The following is a 17,873-nucleotide window of genomic DNA, read 5'->3' as shown; positions in this document are numbered from 1 at the left end:
AAAACCAAGTATTCGCATGGGAGAGAATATAATTGACATATTATTTGGGTGTGGATGGTGGAGGCAGTAAAACGATCGCAGTTGTATGTGACGATATGGGGAGGGTTGTGGGCGCTAGTGAGAGCGGCTGCGGCAATCATCAATTAGGAGTAGAGCTTGCTAGAAGCAATATTCAGGCTGCTGTTATCCATGCCATGATGCATGCGAAGGTAACTGAGGAGCAAATTGCGTATGCGGTATTTGGTTTGGCGGGAGCAGATCGCGAGGCTGACTTTCAAATATTAAGGCCGATGATCGCGAAGCTTGGGTTTGAAAACTACGAGATCGTTTGCGATACGGTAATCGGTCTGAGGGCCGGTACGAAGCAGCCGGATGGGGTTGTTGTCATTTGCGGCAGCGGGACAAACAGCTTTGGCGTTAATCGCTATGGCGAGAGCTTGCAATGCGGCGGATTCGGTTATGCTTTCGGTGATTTTGGCGGAGGAAGCTTGCTGGCAGTGGAGGTTTTTCGTTCAGTTATACGCTCATGGGAGGGCAGAGGGCAAGCTACCTTGCTTACGGATCTGACCCTTGAACAACTAGGCTACGACACCGTTGAAAATATGTTCCACGACTACTTGAATCAGGGCAGGATGATTCCTCACCAGCTTGCGAAGCTGCTGTTTGAAGCGGCGGAGCAAAAGGATGAGGTAGCTTGCAGCATTCTGCAGAGGCAGGGCGAGGAGCTTGGCATGACGGCGAGTGCTGTCATTTCGAAGCTGAATATGAATCATGATGTATTTGATCTCGTTATGGTTGGCAGTGTGCTGACCCGCGGCGACAGCCGCTACGTTGCGCCTTATTTGGAGGAGCATGTGAAACGGGCAGCTCCAAATTGCAGCTTGACCGTGTTGACGATGGAGCCTGTGGCAGGCGCAATTTTATTAGCTATGGATAAAACGACTTCTTCTATTGAAGAGTCTGTATATGCTTGTTTACAACAATGTTTATCAGTGAAGGAGGCGCAAGCAGAATGGGTGATCGATTAAAGGTAGTCGTTATTGGCGGAGGATCTTCTTATACGCCAGAGTTAATTGAAGGTTTTATATTAAATTATGCGACCTTTCCTGTGGCGGAAATTGTGCTAGTAGACATACCGGAGGGACGGAATAAGCTGGCTATTGTCGGTCAGCTTGCCAAACGCATGATTGAGAAATCAGGCTTGCCTATTAAGCTGGATTTGACGCTGGATCGACGTTCGGTGCTGGCGGATGCTGACTTTGTAACGACGCAAATGCGTGTCGGCCGATTGGAAGCGCGCGGCTGGGATGAGTCTATTCCGCTCAAATACAATATGATTGGGCAGGAGACGACGGGTGCAGGCGGGATGATGAAAGCTCTGCGCACCATTCCTGTTCTTCTTGAAATCTGCAAGGATATGGAGGAGCTTTGCCCAGAGGCATGGCTGCTTAATTTCACCAACCCGGCCGGCATGGTTACAGAGGCTATCCATAAGCATTCACGCATCAAATCGATTGGGCTATGCAACTCTCCAATAGCTGCATATAAATGGCTGTCATCGTTGTACCAAGTACCGATAGAGCAAATCCAATGCGAATTCGCTGGGCTTAATCACCTGCACTGGATTAGCTCCATTACAGTTAATGGCGAATCCAAGCTGGATGAGCTCTTGAATAACCAAGACGGGTACTCCGCCAAAAACGTACCTCAATACGCTTGGAATGGCAGTTTGCTTCGTTCATTGCGAGCAATTCCGTCCTATTATTTAAAATATTTTTATTTGCAGCGCGAAATCTTGGCCGAGCAGCAAGCAGCGGCTGCCAAAGGTGAAACGCGGGCGGAGACGGTTCAGCGGCTTGAGGACGAGCTGTTCGAAATTTACAAGGACCCGAATCTGTCGGAGAAACCAAAGCAGCTTGAACAGCGCGGCGGTGCTTATTATTCGGAGGCGGCTGTAAAGCTGATGAACTCGCTATATAACGACAGCGGTGATATTCAAACGTTAAACGTGCCAAATCAAGGGGTGCTGGACTTTCTGCCGGATGACGCTTGTATTGAAGTAAACTGTGTCGTTACGAAGGAAGGTCCAATTCCGCAGCCTGTAGCTATTGTGCCAGCGGCGGCGAAAGGACTCATTCATGCTGTGAAAGTGTATGAGCAGCTGGCTATTGAGGCAGCTGTATCCGGCAATAGGGATACAGCATTGCTGGCACTGGCGCATCACCCGCTCGTTGATTCAACGAATGACGCGCAGCGTATGCTGGATGAGATGCTGGAGCAGAACAAAGTGTATTTGCCGCAGTTTTTTGCAGAGCAAGCAGAATATGAATGATCGAAGACGTCTTCGCCAAATAGGGTGAGAGACGTCTTTTTTTTGCGCTTAGCAAGCTCAGTCGCAATCGCCTGCAATAACTGTTACATTAGAATTAAATATGAGTTAGGCATAGGTTCCGTATAATTTCAGCTTGTTTATAAGCCTATATAATGGAGGGTTGCGTATATGTCATCTTTTAAAGCGCTTGTGATTAACAAAGTAGAAAATGAGATTATCGCAAATACACAGCAGTTGGACTTAAACGATTTGCCGCAGGGTGAATTGCTTATTAAGGTTGCGTATTCCAGTGTGAATTACAAAGATGCGTTAGCTTGTTTGCCTAATGGCGGTATTGTGAAAAGTTATCCTTTTGTACCGGGTATTGATTTGGCGGGTACGGTTGTATCGAGTGAAGATGAGAGATTCCAAGAGGGCGACGAAATTGTGGTCACGGGATTTGGGCTCGGCGTCAATCATTTTGGCGGTTTTAGCGAATATGCCCGTGTGCCTGCGGAATGGACAATCAAGCTGCCGCAAGGCTTGTCGATGAAGGAAGCCATGATACTGGGGACGGCAGGTTTTACTGCGGCTTTGTCCGTATATGAGCTTGTGCAAAATGGCATTCGGCCAGAGGATGGTCCTATTCTCGTGACTGGTGCAACTGGAGGAGTAGGCAGTATTGCTGCTGCAATTGCGGCGAAGCTTGGATATGAGGTGGCAGCGAGTACGGGGAAACTGGATAAGCAGCAGTATTTGCTTGATTTAGGCGTGAAGCGAATTCTGCCAAGAGAAGAGCTTCTATCTGGTTCCAAGCAGCCTCTGGACAAGCAGATATGGGCAGGAGCTATTGATTGTGTGGGCGGGGAGACATTAACCGCGGTGCTGTCTCAATTAAAATATGGCGGCGCCGTAGCGGCGAGCGGTTTGACAGGCGGAGCGGGCCTTTCGATGACCGTATACCCATTCATCATAAGAGGAGTACGGCTGATCGGTATTGATTCTGTCATGGCAGGGATGGAGATTCGCAGCAAAATATGGGCGCTATTGGCTGATGCCTATAAGCCAAGTATGCTGGGCGAATTATTCTCGGAAATTAGTCTGGACCAGGTGAGCCACCAGGTAGCTACCCTCTTGAATGGGCAAGCCAAAGGCAGAGCCATTGTAAAGCTATAACGACAGAAAAGAGCAATTGCCTGCATGCGGGCAATTGCTCTTTTTGTTAAAGCTAACCTCGTTTTAATCTCCGTGCGCGGAATTGCTTGTATTGAAAATAGATCGTGCAGCCGATGCAAAAGCCGAGAATGGCGGCTAGCGCAGCAGCTCCCATCATCCCAGCAAATATATAACCGGCTGCAGACCAGCCGAGCATAAAGCTAAGCAGCGAGAAAGTGAGGAAACCTACACCTAGGGAGTTGTTGAAGCGCTGCAGCTCAGCTGCTTCTGTTTGTGCGGAAGAAATTCGACCGTTTAGGAAAGGGCGAGCCGCAATAATGAATAAATTAGCTTTGGTACCGAAAATAAGTCCAATTATTTGAATAATCCAAAGTGCTGCAATAAGCCAAGGCAACTGCAGGCCTATCGCAAGAAGAAGTACGGCAACGATACCGACTTGATTACTTCGAACAAATGGAATGGGAATTTCTTTCATTATAAAAACCAACTTTCCGTATTGGATTTATATAATTTAATAGTAGATAATTTAAGCTCTTTTGGCAATAACCAAATGATTAATCGATCAAAAATATTATGAAATGACAACTTTCGATAACTACCAATTTTTTTCAATATTCATATATAATAGATTAATAATACTAAAGAACTAATTTCTTTGATAAGAGGTAGATAGATTAGTGAAGCTCACAGGTATCGATATGTTTAAAGGGCTCTCTAATGTAGAGCTTGCGAAGCTGCTGGGGATGCTTGATAAACAACAGATTCCTGCGGGAACGAGGTTGTTCCATCAAGGCGAGCATGGCGATCAAATGTTCATCATAGAAAGCGGCACGATTGAGCTATTCTCAAAAACGGATGACAGCGTTCGGCGTTCGCTTGCCGTGCTTGGGCCAGGCGAGGTTTTTGGTGAAATGGCTCTGCTTACTGGGGAAGCGCGGTCTGCTGAGGCCGTAGCTGCGGAGGATGCTGTGCTGCATATCATTGACAGCAGGATGTTTGACCGCCTTGTTGCTGAGAATGCAATTTTCTCATCCTATTTCATCAAGCTGCTTTCGCAACGTTTGATCGCAACGAATGCGAAGCTTCAAGCATCTAAGAAAACGGAATCCGAGCGAATTGCGTATGAGCTTGGACAATTGCGCGAGCTAACGGCTCGTTTTCTGCAGTGGTGCGCACATGTTCCTCTTATTAGCAGAGGGCTTGTGGAGCATACCTATGGCATGACGATGCAAAGGGAGCTCTCAGACAATCCCTTCCTTCGGGAGTGCTTTCAAGATGATCCGTTAACATCGGAATGGTTGACTCTTGCAAGCGGTATTAAGCCAGTTCTTAATGATATAAGCAAGGAACGGTATGGGTACGAGGAAATGGCTGGTTGGCTGGAAAAAGCGACCTCGTGGTATGTTTCTCAAGGCAACTGGGTGGCATTCATCATGATCCAAGCGGATAAAGGGAACTGGCCAGCAGCGCTAGACACGTATGCTCGCATAGAAGGAGAGGTTACGGATCATCAGYGCGCAGAGCTTTTTCGTACCATTAGCCGCTGCCCTAGAGATATACTCGCAGGGAATTACACAGTGCTGCAAACCTATCTTCCTTACTGTGAGAAAAATGCGCCGGAAATTGGGCTTGCTGTTATAGAAGCCTCTTTAAATCAGCCTAACAAATTTCAATCGCATGAGCTTTTGTTTTTGTACGAGTGCGGAACGGAGCTTAGCAGACGTGTGGGCAGAAACAATCAAGCGCTGGATTATTTAAAGCTGGCGGATGCATTAGCTAGCACTTTATCCTTCAATAAAGTTGAATTGCCGGATGCTGATCGGGCGTATGGATTAGCCAAACAAAAGCTGGCTCGAAAACGCAGCGAGGTGCTCGTGAAAGGCGCCGGACGTTTGTTGAAGGGGAATCGTGCTGCTGAAGCAGGGGCTGTCATGGCGGCGCTGCTCTGCATCATACTTTCTTTCCTATTAGATCCTATTGGCGGTTTATCTGAGGCGGGCATGCGGTTTATCGGAATTGCGCTAGCTGCAGTCATTATGTGGATTGTTCCGATTATGCCGGATTACATTGTGGCGCTTGGCATGATTATGCTGTGGGTGCTGGGGGGCGTTGCCCCTCCGGAAACGGCACTCTCAGGATTTGCGTCAAGCTCGTGGCTCTTCATGATTTCTATTATGGCGATAAGTGCGGTAATAACAAAATCAGGCATTTCTTACCGCTTTGCGCTCCATGCTTTAAAAAGATTTCCTGCCCATTACCGCGGACAGCTTTGGGGCATTATTGCAGGCGGGGTCCTGCTTAATCCGCTGCTTCCTTCATCCTCTGCCAAGGTATCGCTTGGCGTTCCGATGGCACAGACGCTCGCCGAATCGCTCGGCTTTGAAGAGAGGAGCAAGGGAGCCGCTGGCCTTGGGCTGATGGCTATGATTTTCTTTGGCTTTACCGCGCCTTTTGTTATGACAGGCTCATACACCAATATTATGGCTTATGGCCTTGCTTCTAAAGAGCAATCGGTATCGTGGCTGCAATGGTTATTGTATGCGCTGCCGGGGTTTGTTATTTTTGGCACTGTATTGATTATCGTATTGCTTTTTATGTTCCGTAAGATCGAGCCTGCCAAAGTTGTTACAAGCGAAGTGCTGAGTGAACAGCTAAAGCTTCTTGGCCCGCTAACAAAAGATGAGCGAGTATCGCTCTGGACGATTATATGCTGCATTGGGCTTATGGTGCTTCAACCGCTTCACGGGATTGAGAGTACGTGGATTATGCTGATGGGTTTTGCGGTTTTAGTTATTAGCGGCGTGCTCGATAAACAGACGATTTCGACAGGGATAGATTGGACTTTTTTATTGTTTCTCGGGGCTGCATTCAGTTTTGCGGGCGTCGCCGAGCAGCTAGGGATTGCTGAGCTGTTATCCTCCTTTCTTGGAGAGCATATGTCTGTTTTTGTCAGCACGCCTGCCTTATTCCTTGTTGCAGTCATTCTCGTTTCCTTTGTCGTTACGCTAGTCATTCGAGATGATCCAGCTGTTATTTTACTTATCACCGCAATTGTTCCTTTAGGAGAGACAGTAGGCATTCATCCTTGGGTGCTCGTGTTTGTCATATTGCTTGCAACAGATCCGTTTTTCTTTGCTTATCAGTCCCCTACCTATTTAACTGCCTATTACAGCTCGGAGGGGAAAGCGTTTACCCATCGTCAAGCCGGGAAGCTTGCACTCGGTTATGCATTTGCAGTTCTACTTATAGCTGTGCTCTGTGTTCCATATTGGAAGTGGCTTCATCTCATTTAACGGAAAAGAAGGGAAAGGAGGATAGTATGAAAATAAAGCTTATACATATTATGGCCCTGCTTGCTGTACTGGCTATTTTCTTCATGTATAGAGGAACATTTGATCGAATGGACTATTTTTTCCAAGATCGTTTTATGCAAAAGGAAAGCCCTGTCGAAACTCAAATTGCCATTATCGCTATTGATGATGAAAGTGTGAGTGAATTTGGGAGCTGGCCTTGGAATCGAAATGTTCATGCTCAATTGGTTGATATGCTCTCCGAAGGAAAACCGGCAGTTATTGCGTTTGACGTCACTTTTCCTGCACCGTCGGCAGATGATCCATCATCGGATGAAGCGCTAATCAGCGCAGTGAAAAATGCGGGCAATGTCGTATTTCCCGTATATGGAACATTTGAAGCTTCAGCCAAACAGGGCGCAATTGACGCACTTGAAATATCTGAGCCGTTTCCGGCACTTAAGGAAGCGGCAGCGGCGGTTGGACATATCAACACGATACCGGATCGCGACCACGTTGTACGCAACTCTTTATATCGTTTTATGTATGAAGGCGAGCAGGTCGAAAGCTTTTCTTGGACAATTTATAAAATGTACATGGAGCGCCTCGGCAAAAGTGTAAGTGCGGATATGCTTCCGCTTGATGCATTTGGACAGTTTCATATTCCCTATACGGAGCGGCCAGGGCAATATGAAGCGATTCCTTATGCTGCTGTACTGAACGGAGATGTGCCTGCGGATTATTTTCAGGATCGCATTGTGCTCATTGGACCGTATGCCACGGGCTTTAAGGATGAGTACCTGACGCCATTGCAGGTGAAAAAAATGATGTACGGGGTGGAAATACACGCGAACATTATACAGGCTCTGCTCGAAAATGATCTTAAGCATGAGCTTAATTGGAAATGGAATGCGTTGATTTTGCTCCTTGCGGCTTCGCTTGCCTACTTCTTATTCCGGAAGTGGAATATGCTTATCTCGTTTTTGGCGGTTGCGGTTATTCTCGTTGCGTTTGTAGTAGGAAGCAGCTACTTGTACGGTCAGGGAATCATTATATCAATCGGCTATGTGGTGCCGCTGCTAATTATTAGTTGCATCATCGTCGTTGGGTTCCATTACGTAGAGGAATTGCTGGAGCGGCGCAGGGTGACGGATATATTCGGCAGATACGTGGCGCCCGAGGTCGTTAACCAGATTTTGAAAAATGGTGAAGAGGGCCTAAAGCTGGGCGGAACGCGCCGTGAGTTAACTGTGCTTTTTGTCGATATTCGCGGCTTTACGCCTCTCTCAGAGAAGGCGGAGCCGGAGGAAATCGTTGAAATATTAAATGAATACTTGGATCTTGCCGCCAACTGCATCTTTAAATTCGAAGGTACGCTGGATAAGTTTATCGGTGATGCAGCCATGGCAATTTTCAATGCGCCGCTGCTTCTTGAAGACCATCCAATGCGAGCGGTGGAAGCGGCGTGGGCAATGAAAGAGGGCTCAGCCGCATTGGAGCGCAAGCTAATGGAACGATTTGGCTTTGGTGTGAAGTTTGGTCTGGGCATTCATACGGGACCAGCCGTCTTCGGCAACATAGGTTCGAAGAGCAGAATGGACTACACCGCTATTGGAGACACGGTTAATACGACAGCTAGGCTGGAGAGCAATGCAAAGCCCGGACAAATCATTATGAGCGATGCGGTCTATCAGGCGGTTAAAGATCGTGTTATTGCGAACGCTCTTGGCGAGATCAAGGTAAAAGGAAAAGAACAGGGCATCTCAATCTATGAATTGGAGGGACTAAAATGAAGACGTTAAAGCTAGTTTTTATGACTTTGCTAGTCATGGCCATTATTATGCCGACATCTGTTTTTGCGAAGGATACGGAAAAGGCGGGGAAAATAACGGCCATTTCAGGCAAAGCGGAAGTGAAAAAGAGCGGCGGGTCCAAGAAATTTAATGCTTTTAAAGGAATGGCTATTACGAAAGGCGATACGATACTAACCGGCAGTGATGGGAAAGTAACGATGGATCTGGACAGCGATAAAGAAGTCACAATTGGCACGGATACCACGCTTGTTGTGAGTGAGCTGGTCAAAAGCGCAAAGGCACTGGGCGGCAAAACGAGCCTGAGCCTGCTAAAGGGAAAGGTTCTTGTCACGATTAAGAAGAAGCTTGATGGCGATTCTAGATTTGAGATCGAGACGCCAACTGCCATTATGGGCGTTATGGGGACGCAGTTTACCGTTACGTATGAGAATAACGAGAGCTACGTGGGTGTATTTGAAGGCGCTGTAAAAACGAAGCACGGTCCAGGGCTAACGGACGAGACGACTGTTAATTCGAATGAACAGCTGCCACTGAATAAAGATGGGGCAGGAGTAAAGGAAAAGCTGAATTATCTCGATCTTCCGTTGGTCGGCCTGGAGCATTATCTTCTGCTGCTTCAAAAGGACGCCAAAGCGGATAAGGCATTAATTGAGCAAGTTAAAGCACTAATTGAAAAGAGAAAACAAGAGGAAGCGGCGGCAGCTGCAGGCGGTAGTGGAGGTTCACAATCCAACTCTACTATTGTATATGAGGATAATGCGGGAACAGGCGGCGGCAGTGGTGGAGGCGGCAGCCCGGTCGTGACGCCAACACCAACAGCGTCACCGACGCCAACACCAACAGCGTCACCGACGCCAACACCAACGGCGTCACCGACGCCAACGCCAACGCCAACGCCAACGCCAACGCCAACACCAACGCCAGAACCTGTGCCGCCAACGTTAGATTTAACGATGTTTTATAATCATTTAGAATCGTATATGAGAAATGATAAAACGTTTATTTTGCCATTTACGACAACACTTGCTCTTAATGATTCTAGTGCAAATATCGTCAAATTTGAGGTGCGTCAGGATGACGCTGGTGAATTTGAAAGTCTAGATATCGTTGAGACGGTTGCTATACATCCATCTGAACCTAATCAGCTGGTGGTTAAATTAAAAGAAGCTGTGCAGTACGGATCAATAATTCGTATAACGGTCTATGAAAATAAATTAAAAAATTCGGAAACCAATGATGTGCAGACGAATGAACAAGTTACAGCAAGAGGAGAAATGGAGCAAGGGTTTCAATTTATAAATAACAGTGAGTACCCGCCAATTGAATTTATTTTAGGGAAAACCGATTACTACACAAATATATCCTTTAAAACTTTTGGTTATGGAATGCCTGAATGGCCTTCTGAGGGGAACTCCCCTTACATCAAAATAACTAGAGTTTGCCCAGTTGAAGGAACGGAGGAGTGTTATCCGTTTTTTGAATATAACCTTAGTGGTGCTTTACAATTTAGCGTAACGGGTCCTGATACGGCAATGGTCATGTTAAAAGGAAATTATTTTGCCGAAGGCAATTTAAGGCCTGGAGCATATCGCTTAAGTGTTTCTTTAAAAAATGGCAGTAATGGTCAGGTTGAAAACTTTCTAGAGCTTGATATTACGGTACGGGTAGCTAATCCTCCAAAGGCTTTAACCAAAGCGGCATTTATGGAGGATGAGTATACGTTAGTGCTTCCTTTTACTACTAGCCTTGCTTTTGGGAATTATTTTCCAAAAGATGGTTTAATAATTTATAAATGCGACGCGGTAGAGCTTCCAGAGGGCAGAACATGTAGAAATGCGGAGCTGCCCCTCCTCAACATAACGGATATTGAGAGTGTTGCTGTTGACCAAGATAATCAAACGCAGCTCATTGTAAAGCTTAAAGATCCCATTGCATACAACTCAAATATTGATGTGTATGTAAAACYGAATGCTTGGAAGAACCCAGTTAATGATGATTTTCAAGAAAACGAGCAGCATTTCTCTTTAAATAGCAAAGTAACTGCCTTTCCTGATTACGTAGATTTTGAGAACAGGCCCGATATAGTAAAGGATAAGGAGCTTTTCATCTACACACATGTTATGAACTGGGAGAGATAATAATTAATGGATATTTTTGTGCGGAAGAGGCATCTTGCTTTTGGTTTGAAGATATGCCGCTAGATAGCGATGCATATGAGCTCGAGAATGATGGTGAATATACAAAACTCATACTTAAAGGATCTTATTTCAGTATGGAACTAGCAAGAGGCGAGGGAAATATTACAATACCCATTATGAAAAAAGAGGAACAAATTGACGAGATAATTATACCCTTCAATATTATAAGACCAATAACTATAGATTAAATATCGAAAGGAGCAATGCTATGAAAAGCAATATTAAATGGCTAGCAGCAAGCACGGCGCTTGCAACGATGCTAGTTTCGTTTCATGCAACAGCATTCGCGGCGAATGAGCAGCCAGTAGAAATAAGAGAGACGGAGAACGTCGCTAAAGTTGCCAATGTCATCGAGAAAGAAAGCCAACCTTGGGGGCTGGCTTCTGCCCCTGACGGCAGCATCATTGTTGTAGGCACGGGCAGCAATCAGATTAGCAAATGGCAAAATGGGAAGCTTACTCCTGTTACGACAAAGACGGAAGCGGGCTATTTCGATGGGACGATTGCCAATTCAACGTTCAATCAACCGTCTTCTACTGTAGTGAACAGCAAGGGTGTCATTTATGTAAGTGACACCGACAACCACGTTGTGCGCAGAATTGTAAACGATCGAGTATACACGGCTGCGGGCAATGGCAAGCCAGGAAATAAAGACGGCAAATTTGGCGATGCGCAGTTTAACTCCCCAACGGGACTAGCAATAGACAGCAAAGACAATGTTTATGTAGCAGACTCCCTAAACCATGTCATTCGTGTCATTACTCCCGAAGGCGTAACATCTACCTTTGCTGGAATTGCTGGCGAAACAGGCGGGTACAAGGACGGAAGTGCAGCGCAAGCTTTGTTTAATGAACCGATGGGACTTGTGTTCGACGATAAGGGCGGCTTGTACGTAGCTGACAGCGGCAATCATCTTATTCGTTATATTTTTGATGGCAAGGTCAAGACGGCAGCTGGAAAACCGACAGCTGTCGATGCGCTTACCGGTTATATGGCAGGCGGCTATGGCAATGGCATAAGCGCTGAAGCGCGGTTTAATCGGCCGCGCGGGCTGGCATTTGCCGATGGGGTTTTGTTTGTTGCAGACAGCTTGAATAACCGAATTCGCGCTCTGCAAGCGGATGGAAAAGTCATTTCAATTGCAGGCCAAGGCGCGCCTGGCGATAAAGTTGGAGAGGTTGAACAAGCGCAGTTCAATCAACCGTCTTCCTTGCTGTATTTGAACGGAAAACTGTACGTAGCCGACACGTTAAACAATAGCGTTAAGGTGCTGGCGGTGAACCCTAAGGCTCTCAATCCTATTCGTACGAAAGAAGAATTGATTGCAGGTACGGAGCTGCTGCCGGCGAGCAAAGACATTCAAGTATGGCTGGATAACAAGCAAGTGAAATTCACTGCTTTGCAAAAGCCTTTTAAGAGCGGAGAAAAAACATATCTTCCTGTGAGAGCTGTCTTTGGTGCATGGGGAGCGAATATCAAGTGGAATGCTGCGGCCAAGGAAGTGCAGCTGACCAAAAACAACTGGAAGCTTTCACTAAAAGTAAACGCGAAGCATACGGTTATTGTTGAAAAAGGCACTTTATTCGTAGATGCACAATATTTAGCTGATGCCGCTTCATTTTTGTTTGCTTTTGATAGTGAATACAATGCTATTATTATGAGTAGTGAGTAATAAGTAGCAAAATTCCCTATCGCTGGAATGGAGGCTGTACAATGACTTTGGAAAACCGCTCGCAAAATAATGTAGACCGTTTCTCAGGCTTTCAAAACGATTACGACCAGCATCGTCCGAAAGCTCCTGCCGCAGTTGTAAATATTTTGACAAGCTATTTGGGAAGAGTGCCAAGCGTTGTGGCGGATGTTGGATGCGGAACGGGGCTGTCCTCCTTTATATGGCTCGGGCATGCGGAGCGAATTGTAGGTTTTGAGCCAAATGACGATATGAGAAGCAAAGCGCTGGCTCATTTGTCCAAGCTCCCGGAGGATCAATCCATTTCCTTCATCAAAGGGTATTCTGACCAGCTTAATTTAGATGCGGGCAGTGTTGATGTGGTAACCTGCTCGCAGTCATTTCATTGGATGGAGCCCGTCAGCACGCTCTCTGAATTTGCCCGCGTTCTGAAGCCGGAAGGTGTATTTGCCGCCTATGATTGCGATTGGCCTCCAACGCTGCACTGGGCTGTCGAATTAGAATATAAGCAGCTTATGGATCGTTCTGAGGAGATTATTGCTGCTCATATCCCAGAGAAGGATCAAGCGAGCAAACGAGATAAGGAACAGCATTTAACACAAATTCATAACAGCGGTCTCTTCCGTTTCTCCAAAGAAATCGTGTTCCATAACATGGAGCGCTGCGACGCAGAGCGTTATATGGGTCTGGCTATTAGCCAAGGCGGCATTCAGGCTGTCTTCAAGCTTGGCTCGAAGGCGCTGGAAGAGCAATTGCAGAGCTATCGCAGCAGTGTCGAGCGTTATTTTGCGGGAAGAACGCTTGATGTCATGTTCAGCTACCGCATGCGGATAGGTGTAAAATAGAGCAGCTTTAACGCTTAAATGGTGCTGAAGGCAGTCTTGTCGTGAGGACAAGGTTGTCTTCTTTTTTTATTGCTAAAATGACCGCAAAACGTATTTGCATGTATAATGCAGGTTAAGTGTGATTTATTGTAAGGAGGACTTAGCTTGTCACCTAGAAATGTAGAAAAAGATAAAATGATGCGTGAAAAAAAGATGCAGCATATTCTCGACTGTGCCCTGAAGGTTATGGCGATCAATGGTTTTCAATTAACGAGCATTCAAGATATAGCGAAAGAAGCAAAGGTTAGTGTGGGTAATGTCTATCACTACTATGCTTCCAAAGAAGAGATATTCAGCGAGGTGCTGCGCTCGGGGCAGACGAATTATGGGAAGTATGTAACCGATTTAGCGGCCATGGATATGGAACCGATCGCTAAGCTTAGGGTAATGCTTACCTCTTGGCTCTCATTGGAGACAAACTGGGCGTTTACGATTCTTATGCATACGGCAAGGTTATCGGGGTCTACTCCGCCAGACATTAAGAAGGCGATCACAGACCGTTTTACAGTAAACCTAGGCCCTGTTGCTGATATTATGAGTGACGGCATACGTAGGGGAATCATCATTGATGAAGATCCCTTGCAGCTTGCTTTTTATTTTGTAAGCCTTATTCAAGGCCTGACACTCCAGCGCCCGCCCGATTATGAGGTGAAGGTGGAGATGAATGTTGAGGCGATTATTCGATTATTTGAGATCAAAAAATAGCTTTTTTAGGCATGCGAAAAAAATGTTGACAAAGTTGAAATGATGCCGCAAAATAAGCAACATAACAAACCGAATGAACATTCAAATTGTAGATTGGTTTGACATAGGGGCGAATCGACCAGACCACTGGAGATTTAACGTTAGTTATTATACGCGTTAAGTCTTTTTATTTTACCATAATACCAAGTAATCGGGTATTAATAATGCAATATTGAATAGGAGGGGCAGCTTATGGCGGCGGAGATGCTCGTAGTACATGAACTTAATAAGACATTTGCAACACCCTCGGGAGATGTCATTGCGCTTGATCGCATTGGGCTTCAGGTGAAACAAGGGGAATTTATTACGATTATTGGACCGAGCGGCTGCGGCAAAAGCACATTGCTCAAAATTGTAGCGGGGCTCGATACCGGTTATGAAGGCACGGTTTTGTTGAATGGAAAACCGATTGAAGGACCGAGCATAGAAAAAGGATTTATTTTTCAAGAACCGAGGCTGTTCCCTTGGTTGACGGTAGAGAAAAATATAGCCGCAAATTTGTCGCTTCGCAAGCCGGAGGTTCGTAAACGAGTAGATGAGCTCATCGAGCTTGTAAGGCTGAAGGGCTTCGAACAGTCTTATCCTCGCGAGTTATCTGGAGGCATGGCGCAGCGTGTAGCTATTGCAAGAGCGCTGCTTCGCAGTCCTGATATATTGCTGCTGGATGAGCCGTTTGGCGCATTGGATGCTTTTACTCGGTCGCATATGCAAGAGGTGCTGCTTGATATTTGGCAGAGAAACAAAACGACGATGTTGTTTGTGACACATGATTTGGATGAGGCGGTATTTCTGGGCGAGCGAGTCGTCATTATGAATCCGCGTCCGGGTCATATTCGAAAAATATTGCCGATTGATTTGCTGTATCCTCGGAAACGAGCAGGCCATGCTTTTCAAGAGATGCGGCACAAGGTGCTGGGTGAGTTTGAGAAGGTTGAGGGGCCGGAAATCGATCAAGGCGCGGATATTTAATGAACTATTTTTCACCAAAAATATAGATCGTCGAGGAGAGAATGAAGATGAACAGATTACGCCTTCTTACGGCAGCAATTATTGTATTAGCGGTATTTATTAGCGGCTGCGCGGCTTCTGGCAACGGAAATTCAGACAAGAAAGAAACAGGCAACGCGGGCAACAAAGCAGCAAAAAGCTATGACGGAGTTACTGTAAAGATCGGGTATCAGGGCAGCGGCGGCTTAATGGGCAAAGCGATTGAGGAGAAATGGTTTGAAGATGAATTTGGCAAGCTTGGCGTGAAAGTGGAGTACGCGGAATTTCAGAGCGGCCCTCCAATGACAGAGGCAATTGCTTCTAACCGTCTTGATTTCGCTGGGCTTGGCAACATGCCGATCATTGCAGCACAAGCTGCGGACATTAAATTCACAGTCATTTCTCAGGCGCTCGAAGGCAAAAACAATGTCGCGATCATCGTGCCTAAAGATAGCCCGTTTCAAACGGTTGCTGACTTAAAAGGCAAGAAGGTAGCTGTTGCCAAGGGGAGCAACGCATTTAACTTCCTTTACCGCGGCCTTGAAGGTGCGGGGCTTAAAGCATCGGATTTGGAAATTATCCAACTGCAGCCGGATGAAGCGCAGCCTGCTTTTGAGACGGGGAAGGTTGACGCATGGGCGACATGGGAGCCGAACATTACGCTGAACACACTGCAGGATAAAGCGAAGGTGCTTGCGGACGGCGAACAGCTGGGCGTGCTTTCTCCTTCCTTCAACATTGTTAGAAAACAATTTGCTGATGACTATCCTGAGCTCGTTACCCTGTATCTGAAAGTATGGAACAAAGCGCTTGCTTGGGAAAATGATAATCGTGCCGAATCCACCGAGCGTTATGCGGCAGAGCGTAAAGTGCCTGCGGCATTAATTGAAGCGATCTTCAATCGCTCCAGGACAATTAATATCCCTGTATCGGACGAAATTATTGCAGAGCAGCAAAAGACGGCGGACTTCCAGTTCGACATTAAAGTCATTCGCAAGAAAATCGACGTGTCCACCGTATTTGATAACAAATTTATTGAAGATGCGTTGAAATAATACACTGAACAAGAGGAATGGGGCGTTTCTTATGGTTGGAGCTGGCTCAGAAAGCGCATTGCATAAGCCCATCAAAGTAATGAAGAGGCGGCCAAGGAGCCGTCTCTCTATTCAAACGGTTAATCTGCTGCTCAGTTTGCTGCTTCCAATCGGCTTATTAGCTATCTGGCAAATTGCTGGAATGATGGGGAAGCTTAATCCAACGCTGCTGCCAACACCAGGCTTAATTGTGGAGGAATTCGTTCATTTAACTTTATCTGGTGAGCTGGTTTATCATCTCGGTATTTCAGCTCGGCGTGCGCTGCTTGGATTTTTGCTGGGCGGAGGATTAGGTTTAGCTGCGGGATTATGGGTAGGATTCTCCTATAAGACGGAAAGGCTCATTGATCCTTCCTTGCAAATGCTTCGTACTTTGCCCCATTTGGCAGTAGCTCCGTTGTTTATTTTGTGGTTTGGCTTTGATGAGACATCTAAAGTGTTATTGATTGCAAAAGGTGCTTTTTTCCCGCTGTACGTCAATACCTTTCTTGGTATTCGTTCCGTAGATGGCAAACTGTTTGACGTTGCTCGGGTGCTGCAGTTCAGCCGCTGGCAAATGATTGCGAAGCTTGTTCTTCCGGCATCGCTTCCTAATATCTTTCTCGGCGTGCGACTTTCTATCGGTGTGGCATGGCTTGGGCTTGTTGTAGCGGAAATGATGGGTTCGAGCTCAGGAATTGGTTTTCTGATTAATGATGCGCGTTATCTCATGATTACTTCGGTTGTATTTGTAGGCATTATTATTTTTGCCGCAGTCGGTAAGCTGACGGATTCGCTTGTTAAGCTGCTTGAGAAGAGGCTGCTAAATTGGCAGGACAGCTACAAAGGAGGCAGCAAGTAATGAGCGAACGAACCGCTTCGCGTGAAATGGGCGCAAAGGCAGCTGGCCGGGACTGGTTAAGCGTTATTCCAAAGCCGCTTCATGGCTGGATTGTTCCGGCTTTAATTGTAATTGTCTGGCAGGCGGTCAGCGGGCTTGGTTTGTTGTCTGAAACACTGCTGCCGGCCCCGTCAAATATTGTGAAGAGCTTTGTGTCATTGTGTGAATCGGGAGAGATGGGGAAGCATCTCGGTATTAGCATGTACCGCGCTGGTTTTGGGTTTCTTCTTGGCGGAGCGCTCGGGCTGCTGCTTGGTTTATCGGCGGGTCTTGGCAAAGTGATGGAGAGGACGCTTGATCCTTCGCTGCAAATGCTGAGAACGGTGCCGCTGCTTTCCGTTATTCCGTTGTTTATTTTGTGGTTCGGGATCGGAGAGTTTTCGAAGGTGCTGCTTATTGGGCTTGGCGCTTTTTTCCCGGTTTATGTGAACACATTTCTTGGTATTCGAAATACGGATGTGAAGCTGTATGAGGTTTCGCGTATTTTCCAATATACGAAGCTTCAGCAGGTAACAAAGCTTATTATACCAACGGCCTTGCCGAATATTTTATTGGGCGTACGGCTATCGCTTGGCGCTTCATGGCTGCTGCTTGTCGTTGCAGAAATGATGGGGACGAGTGCAGGTATCGGTTATATGATTCAGGATGCAAGAGCATACTCGCAAACGGAAATTGTTTTTGTAGGCATAATTTTGTTCGCTGTATTTGGCAAGTTGTCGGATTCGGCCATTCGGCTGCTGGAAACCAAATGGCTTCGCTGGCGAGATACGTATAAAGGATGACAAAATGAATCGTTTAGAGAGGC

General features: G+C 46.4%; 14 protein-coding genes. 13 read left to right on the top strand and 1 reads right to left on the bottom strand.

The genetic code is table 11. From position 1 onward, the window contains the following. The first annotated feature begins 32 nt into the window (after window positions 1–32). The 3 genes from AB4Z17_RS01975 (at window position 33) to AB4Z17_RS01965 (ending at window position 3,487) form a co-directional block, all read left to right on the top strand. Window positions 33–1,028 (top strand): N-acetylglucosamine kinase, encoded by a 996-nt coding sequence (locus AB4Z17_RS01975; protein WP_441910609.1) that lies wholly within the window; start codon window positions 33–35, stop codon window positions 1,026–1,028. After that, entirely contained in the window at window positions 1,013–2,332 is a 1,320-nt protein-coding gene (locus AB4Z17_RS01970; RefSeq protein ID WP_441957827.1) for a 6-phospho-beta-glucosidase, read from the top strand. The genes AB4Z17_RS01975 and AB4Z17_RS01970 overlap by 16 nt, the downstream gene beginning before the upstream one ends. 168 nt (window positions 2,333–2,500) lie before the next feature. After that, complete coding sequence (locus tag AB4Z17_RS01965; protein WP_441957826.1) at window positions 2,501–3,487, top strand: oxidoreductase; 987 nt, start codon at window positions 2,501–2,503, stop codon at window positions 3,485–3,487. A gap of 52 nt (window positions 3,488–3,539) precedes the next feature. Here the strand turns inward: AB4Z17_RS01965 and AB4Z17_RS01960 are convergent, their stop codons facing one another. Then, window positions 3,540–3,962 (bottom strand): DUF4395 domain-containing protein, encoded by a 423-nt coding sequence (locus AB4Z17_RS01960; protein WP_441957824.1) that lies wholly within the window; start codon window positions 3,960–3,962, stop codon window positions 3,540–3,542. A 202-nt stretch (window positions 3,963–4,164) separates the two neighbouring features. Between AB4Z17_RS01960 and AB4Z17_RS01955 the strand changes: the two genes are divergently transcribed. From AB4Z17_RS01955 to AB4Z17_RS01910, 10 genes are all read left to right on the top strand, one after another. Further along, window positions 4,165–6,780: an SLC13 family permease gene (locus AB4Z17_RS01955; RefSeq protein ID WP_441957822.1), complete on the top strand. Its 2,616-nt coding sequence runs from the start codon at window positions 4,165–4,167 to the stop codon at window positions 6,778–6,780. 26 nt (window positions 6,781–6,806) lie between these two features. Further along, window positions 6,807–8,570: a CHASE2 domain-containing protein gene (locus AB4Z17_RS01950; protein WP_441957820.1), complete on the top strand. Its 1,764-nt coding sequence runs from the start codon at window positions 6,807–6,809 to the stop codon at window positions 8,568–8,570. Next, on the top strand, window positions 8,567–10,729 hold the full coding sequence (locus AB4Z17_RS01945; RefSeq protein ID WP_441957818.1) for a FecR family protein: 2,163 nt from the start codon (window positions 8,567–8,569) through the stop codon (window positions 10,727–10,729). The genes AB4Z17_RS01950 and AB4Z17_RS01945 overlap by 4 nt, the downstream gene beginning before the upstream one ends. Before the next feature lie 268 nt (window positions 10,730–10,997). Beyond that, window positions 10,998–12,461, top strand: coding sequence for a stalk domain-containing protein (locus tag AB4Z17_RS01940; RefSeq protein WP_441957816.1), 1,464 nt, complete (start codon window positions 10,998–11,000; stop codon window positions 12,459–12,461). Between the two features lie 41 nt (window positions 12,462–12,502). Continuing rightward, window positions 12,503–13,324 (top strand): class I SAM-dependent methyltransferase, encoded by an 822-nt coding sequence (locus tag AB4Z17_RS01935; protein WP_441910602.1) that lies wholly within the window; start codon window positions 12,503–12,505, stop codon window positions 13,322–13,324. Between the two features lie 144 nt (window positions 13,325–13,468). Further along, window positions 13,469–14,068: a TetR/AcrR family transcriptional regulator gene (locus AB4Z17_RS01930; RefSeq protein WP_076268514.1), complete on the top strand. Its 600-nt coding sequence runs from the start codon at window positions 13,469–13,471 to the stop codon at window positions 14,066–14,068. 231 nt (window positions 14,069–14,299) lie between these two features. Next, window positions 14,300–15,076, top strand: coding sequence for an ABC transporter ATP-binding protein (locus AB4Z17_RS01925; RefSeq protein WP_441910600.1), 777 nt, complete (start codon window positions 14,300–14,302; stop codon window positions 15,074–15,076). Between the two features lie 47 nt (window positions 15,077–15,123). Beyond that, window positions 15,124–16,149 (top strand): aliphatic sulfonate ABC transporter substrate-binding protein, encoded by a 1,026-nt coding sequence (locus AB4Z17_RS01920; protein WP_441957814.1) that lies wholly within the window; start codon window positions 15,124–15,126, stop codon window positions 16,147–16,149. A gap of 79 nt (window positions 16,150–16,228) precedes the next feature. Further along, complete coding sequence (locus AB4Z17_RS01915) at window positions 16,229–17,029, top strand: ABC transporter permease (protein ID WP_441957870.1); 801 nt, start codon at window positions 16,229–16,231, stop codon at window positions 17,027–17,029. After that, window positions 17,029–17,850: an ABC transporter permease gene (locus tag AB4Z17_RS01910; protein WP_441957812.1), complete on the top strand. Its 822-nt coding sequence runs from the start codon at window positions 17,029–17,031 to the stop codon at window positions 17,848–17,850. The genes AB4Z17_RS01915 and AB4Z17_RS01910 overlap by 1 nt, the downstream gene beginning before the upstream one ends. The last annotated feature ends 23 nt before the right edge of the window (window positions 17,851–17,873 follow it).

It is taken from the genome of Paenibacillus sp. TAF43_2, from assembly GCF_052113545.1.
Taxonomy (GTDB): Bacteria; Bacillota; Bacilli; order Paenibacillales; family Paenibacillaceae; genus Pristimantibacillus.
This window is presented reverse-complemented; position numbering and strand designations above follow the sequence as displayed.

Bases quoted from the DNA above. Each gene is read 5' to 3' on its own strand.
- AB4Z17_RS01970 (WP_441957827.1), top strand. From the start codon at position 1,013: ATGGGTGATCGATTAAAGGTAGTCGTTATTGGCGGAGGATCTTCTTAT.
- AB4Z17_RS01965 (WP_441957826.1), top strand. From the start codon at position 2,501: ATGTCATCTTTTAAAGCGCTTGTGATTAACAAAGTAGAAAATGAGATT.
- AB4Z17_RS01960 (WP_441957824.1), bottom strand. From the start codon at position 3,962: ATGAAAGAAATTCCCATTCCATTTGTTCGAAGTAATCAAGTCGGTATC.
- AB4Z17_RS01950 (WP_441957820.1), top strand. From the start codon at position 6,807: ATGAAAATAAAGCTTATACATATTATGGCCCTGCTTGCTGTACTGGCT.
- AB4Z17_RS01940 (WP_441957816.1), top strand. From the start codon at position 10,998: ATGAAAAGCAATATTAAATGGCTAGCAGCAAGCACGGCGCTTGCAACG.
- AB4Z17_RS01935 (WP_441910602.1), top strand. From the start codon at position 12,503: ATGACTTTGGAAAACCGCTCGCAAAATAATGTAGACCGTTTCTCAGGC.
- AB4Z17_RS01925 (WP_441910600.1), top strand. From the start codon at position 14,300: ATGGCGGCGGAGATGCTCGTAGTACATGAACTTAATAAGACATTTGCA.
- AB4Z17_RS01920 (WP_441957814.1), top strand. From the start codon at position 15,124: ATGAACAGATTACGCCTTCTTACGGCAGCAATTATTGTATTAGCGGTA.
- AB4Z17_RS01915 (WP_441957870.1), top strand. From the start codon at position 16,229: ATGAAGAGGCGGCCAAGGAGCCGTCTCTCTATTCAAACGGTTAATCTG.
- AB4Z17_RS01910 (WP_441957812.1), top strand. From the start codon at position 17,029: ATGAGCGAACGAACCGCTTCGCGTGAAATGGGCGCAAAGGCAGCTGGC.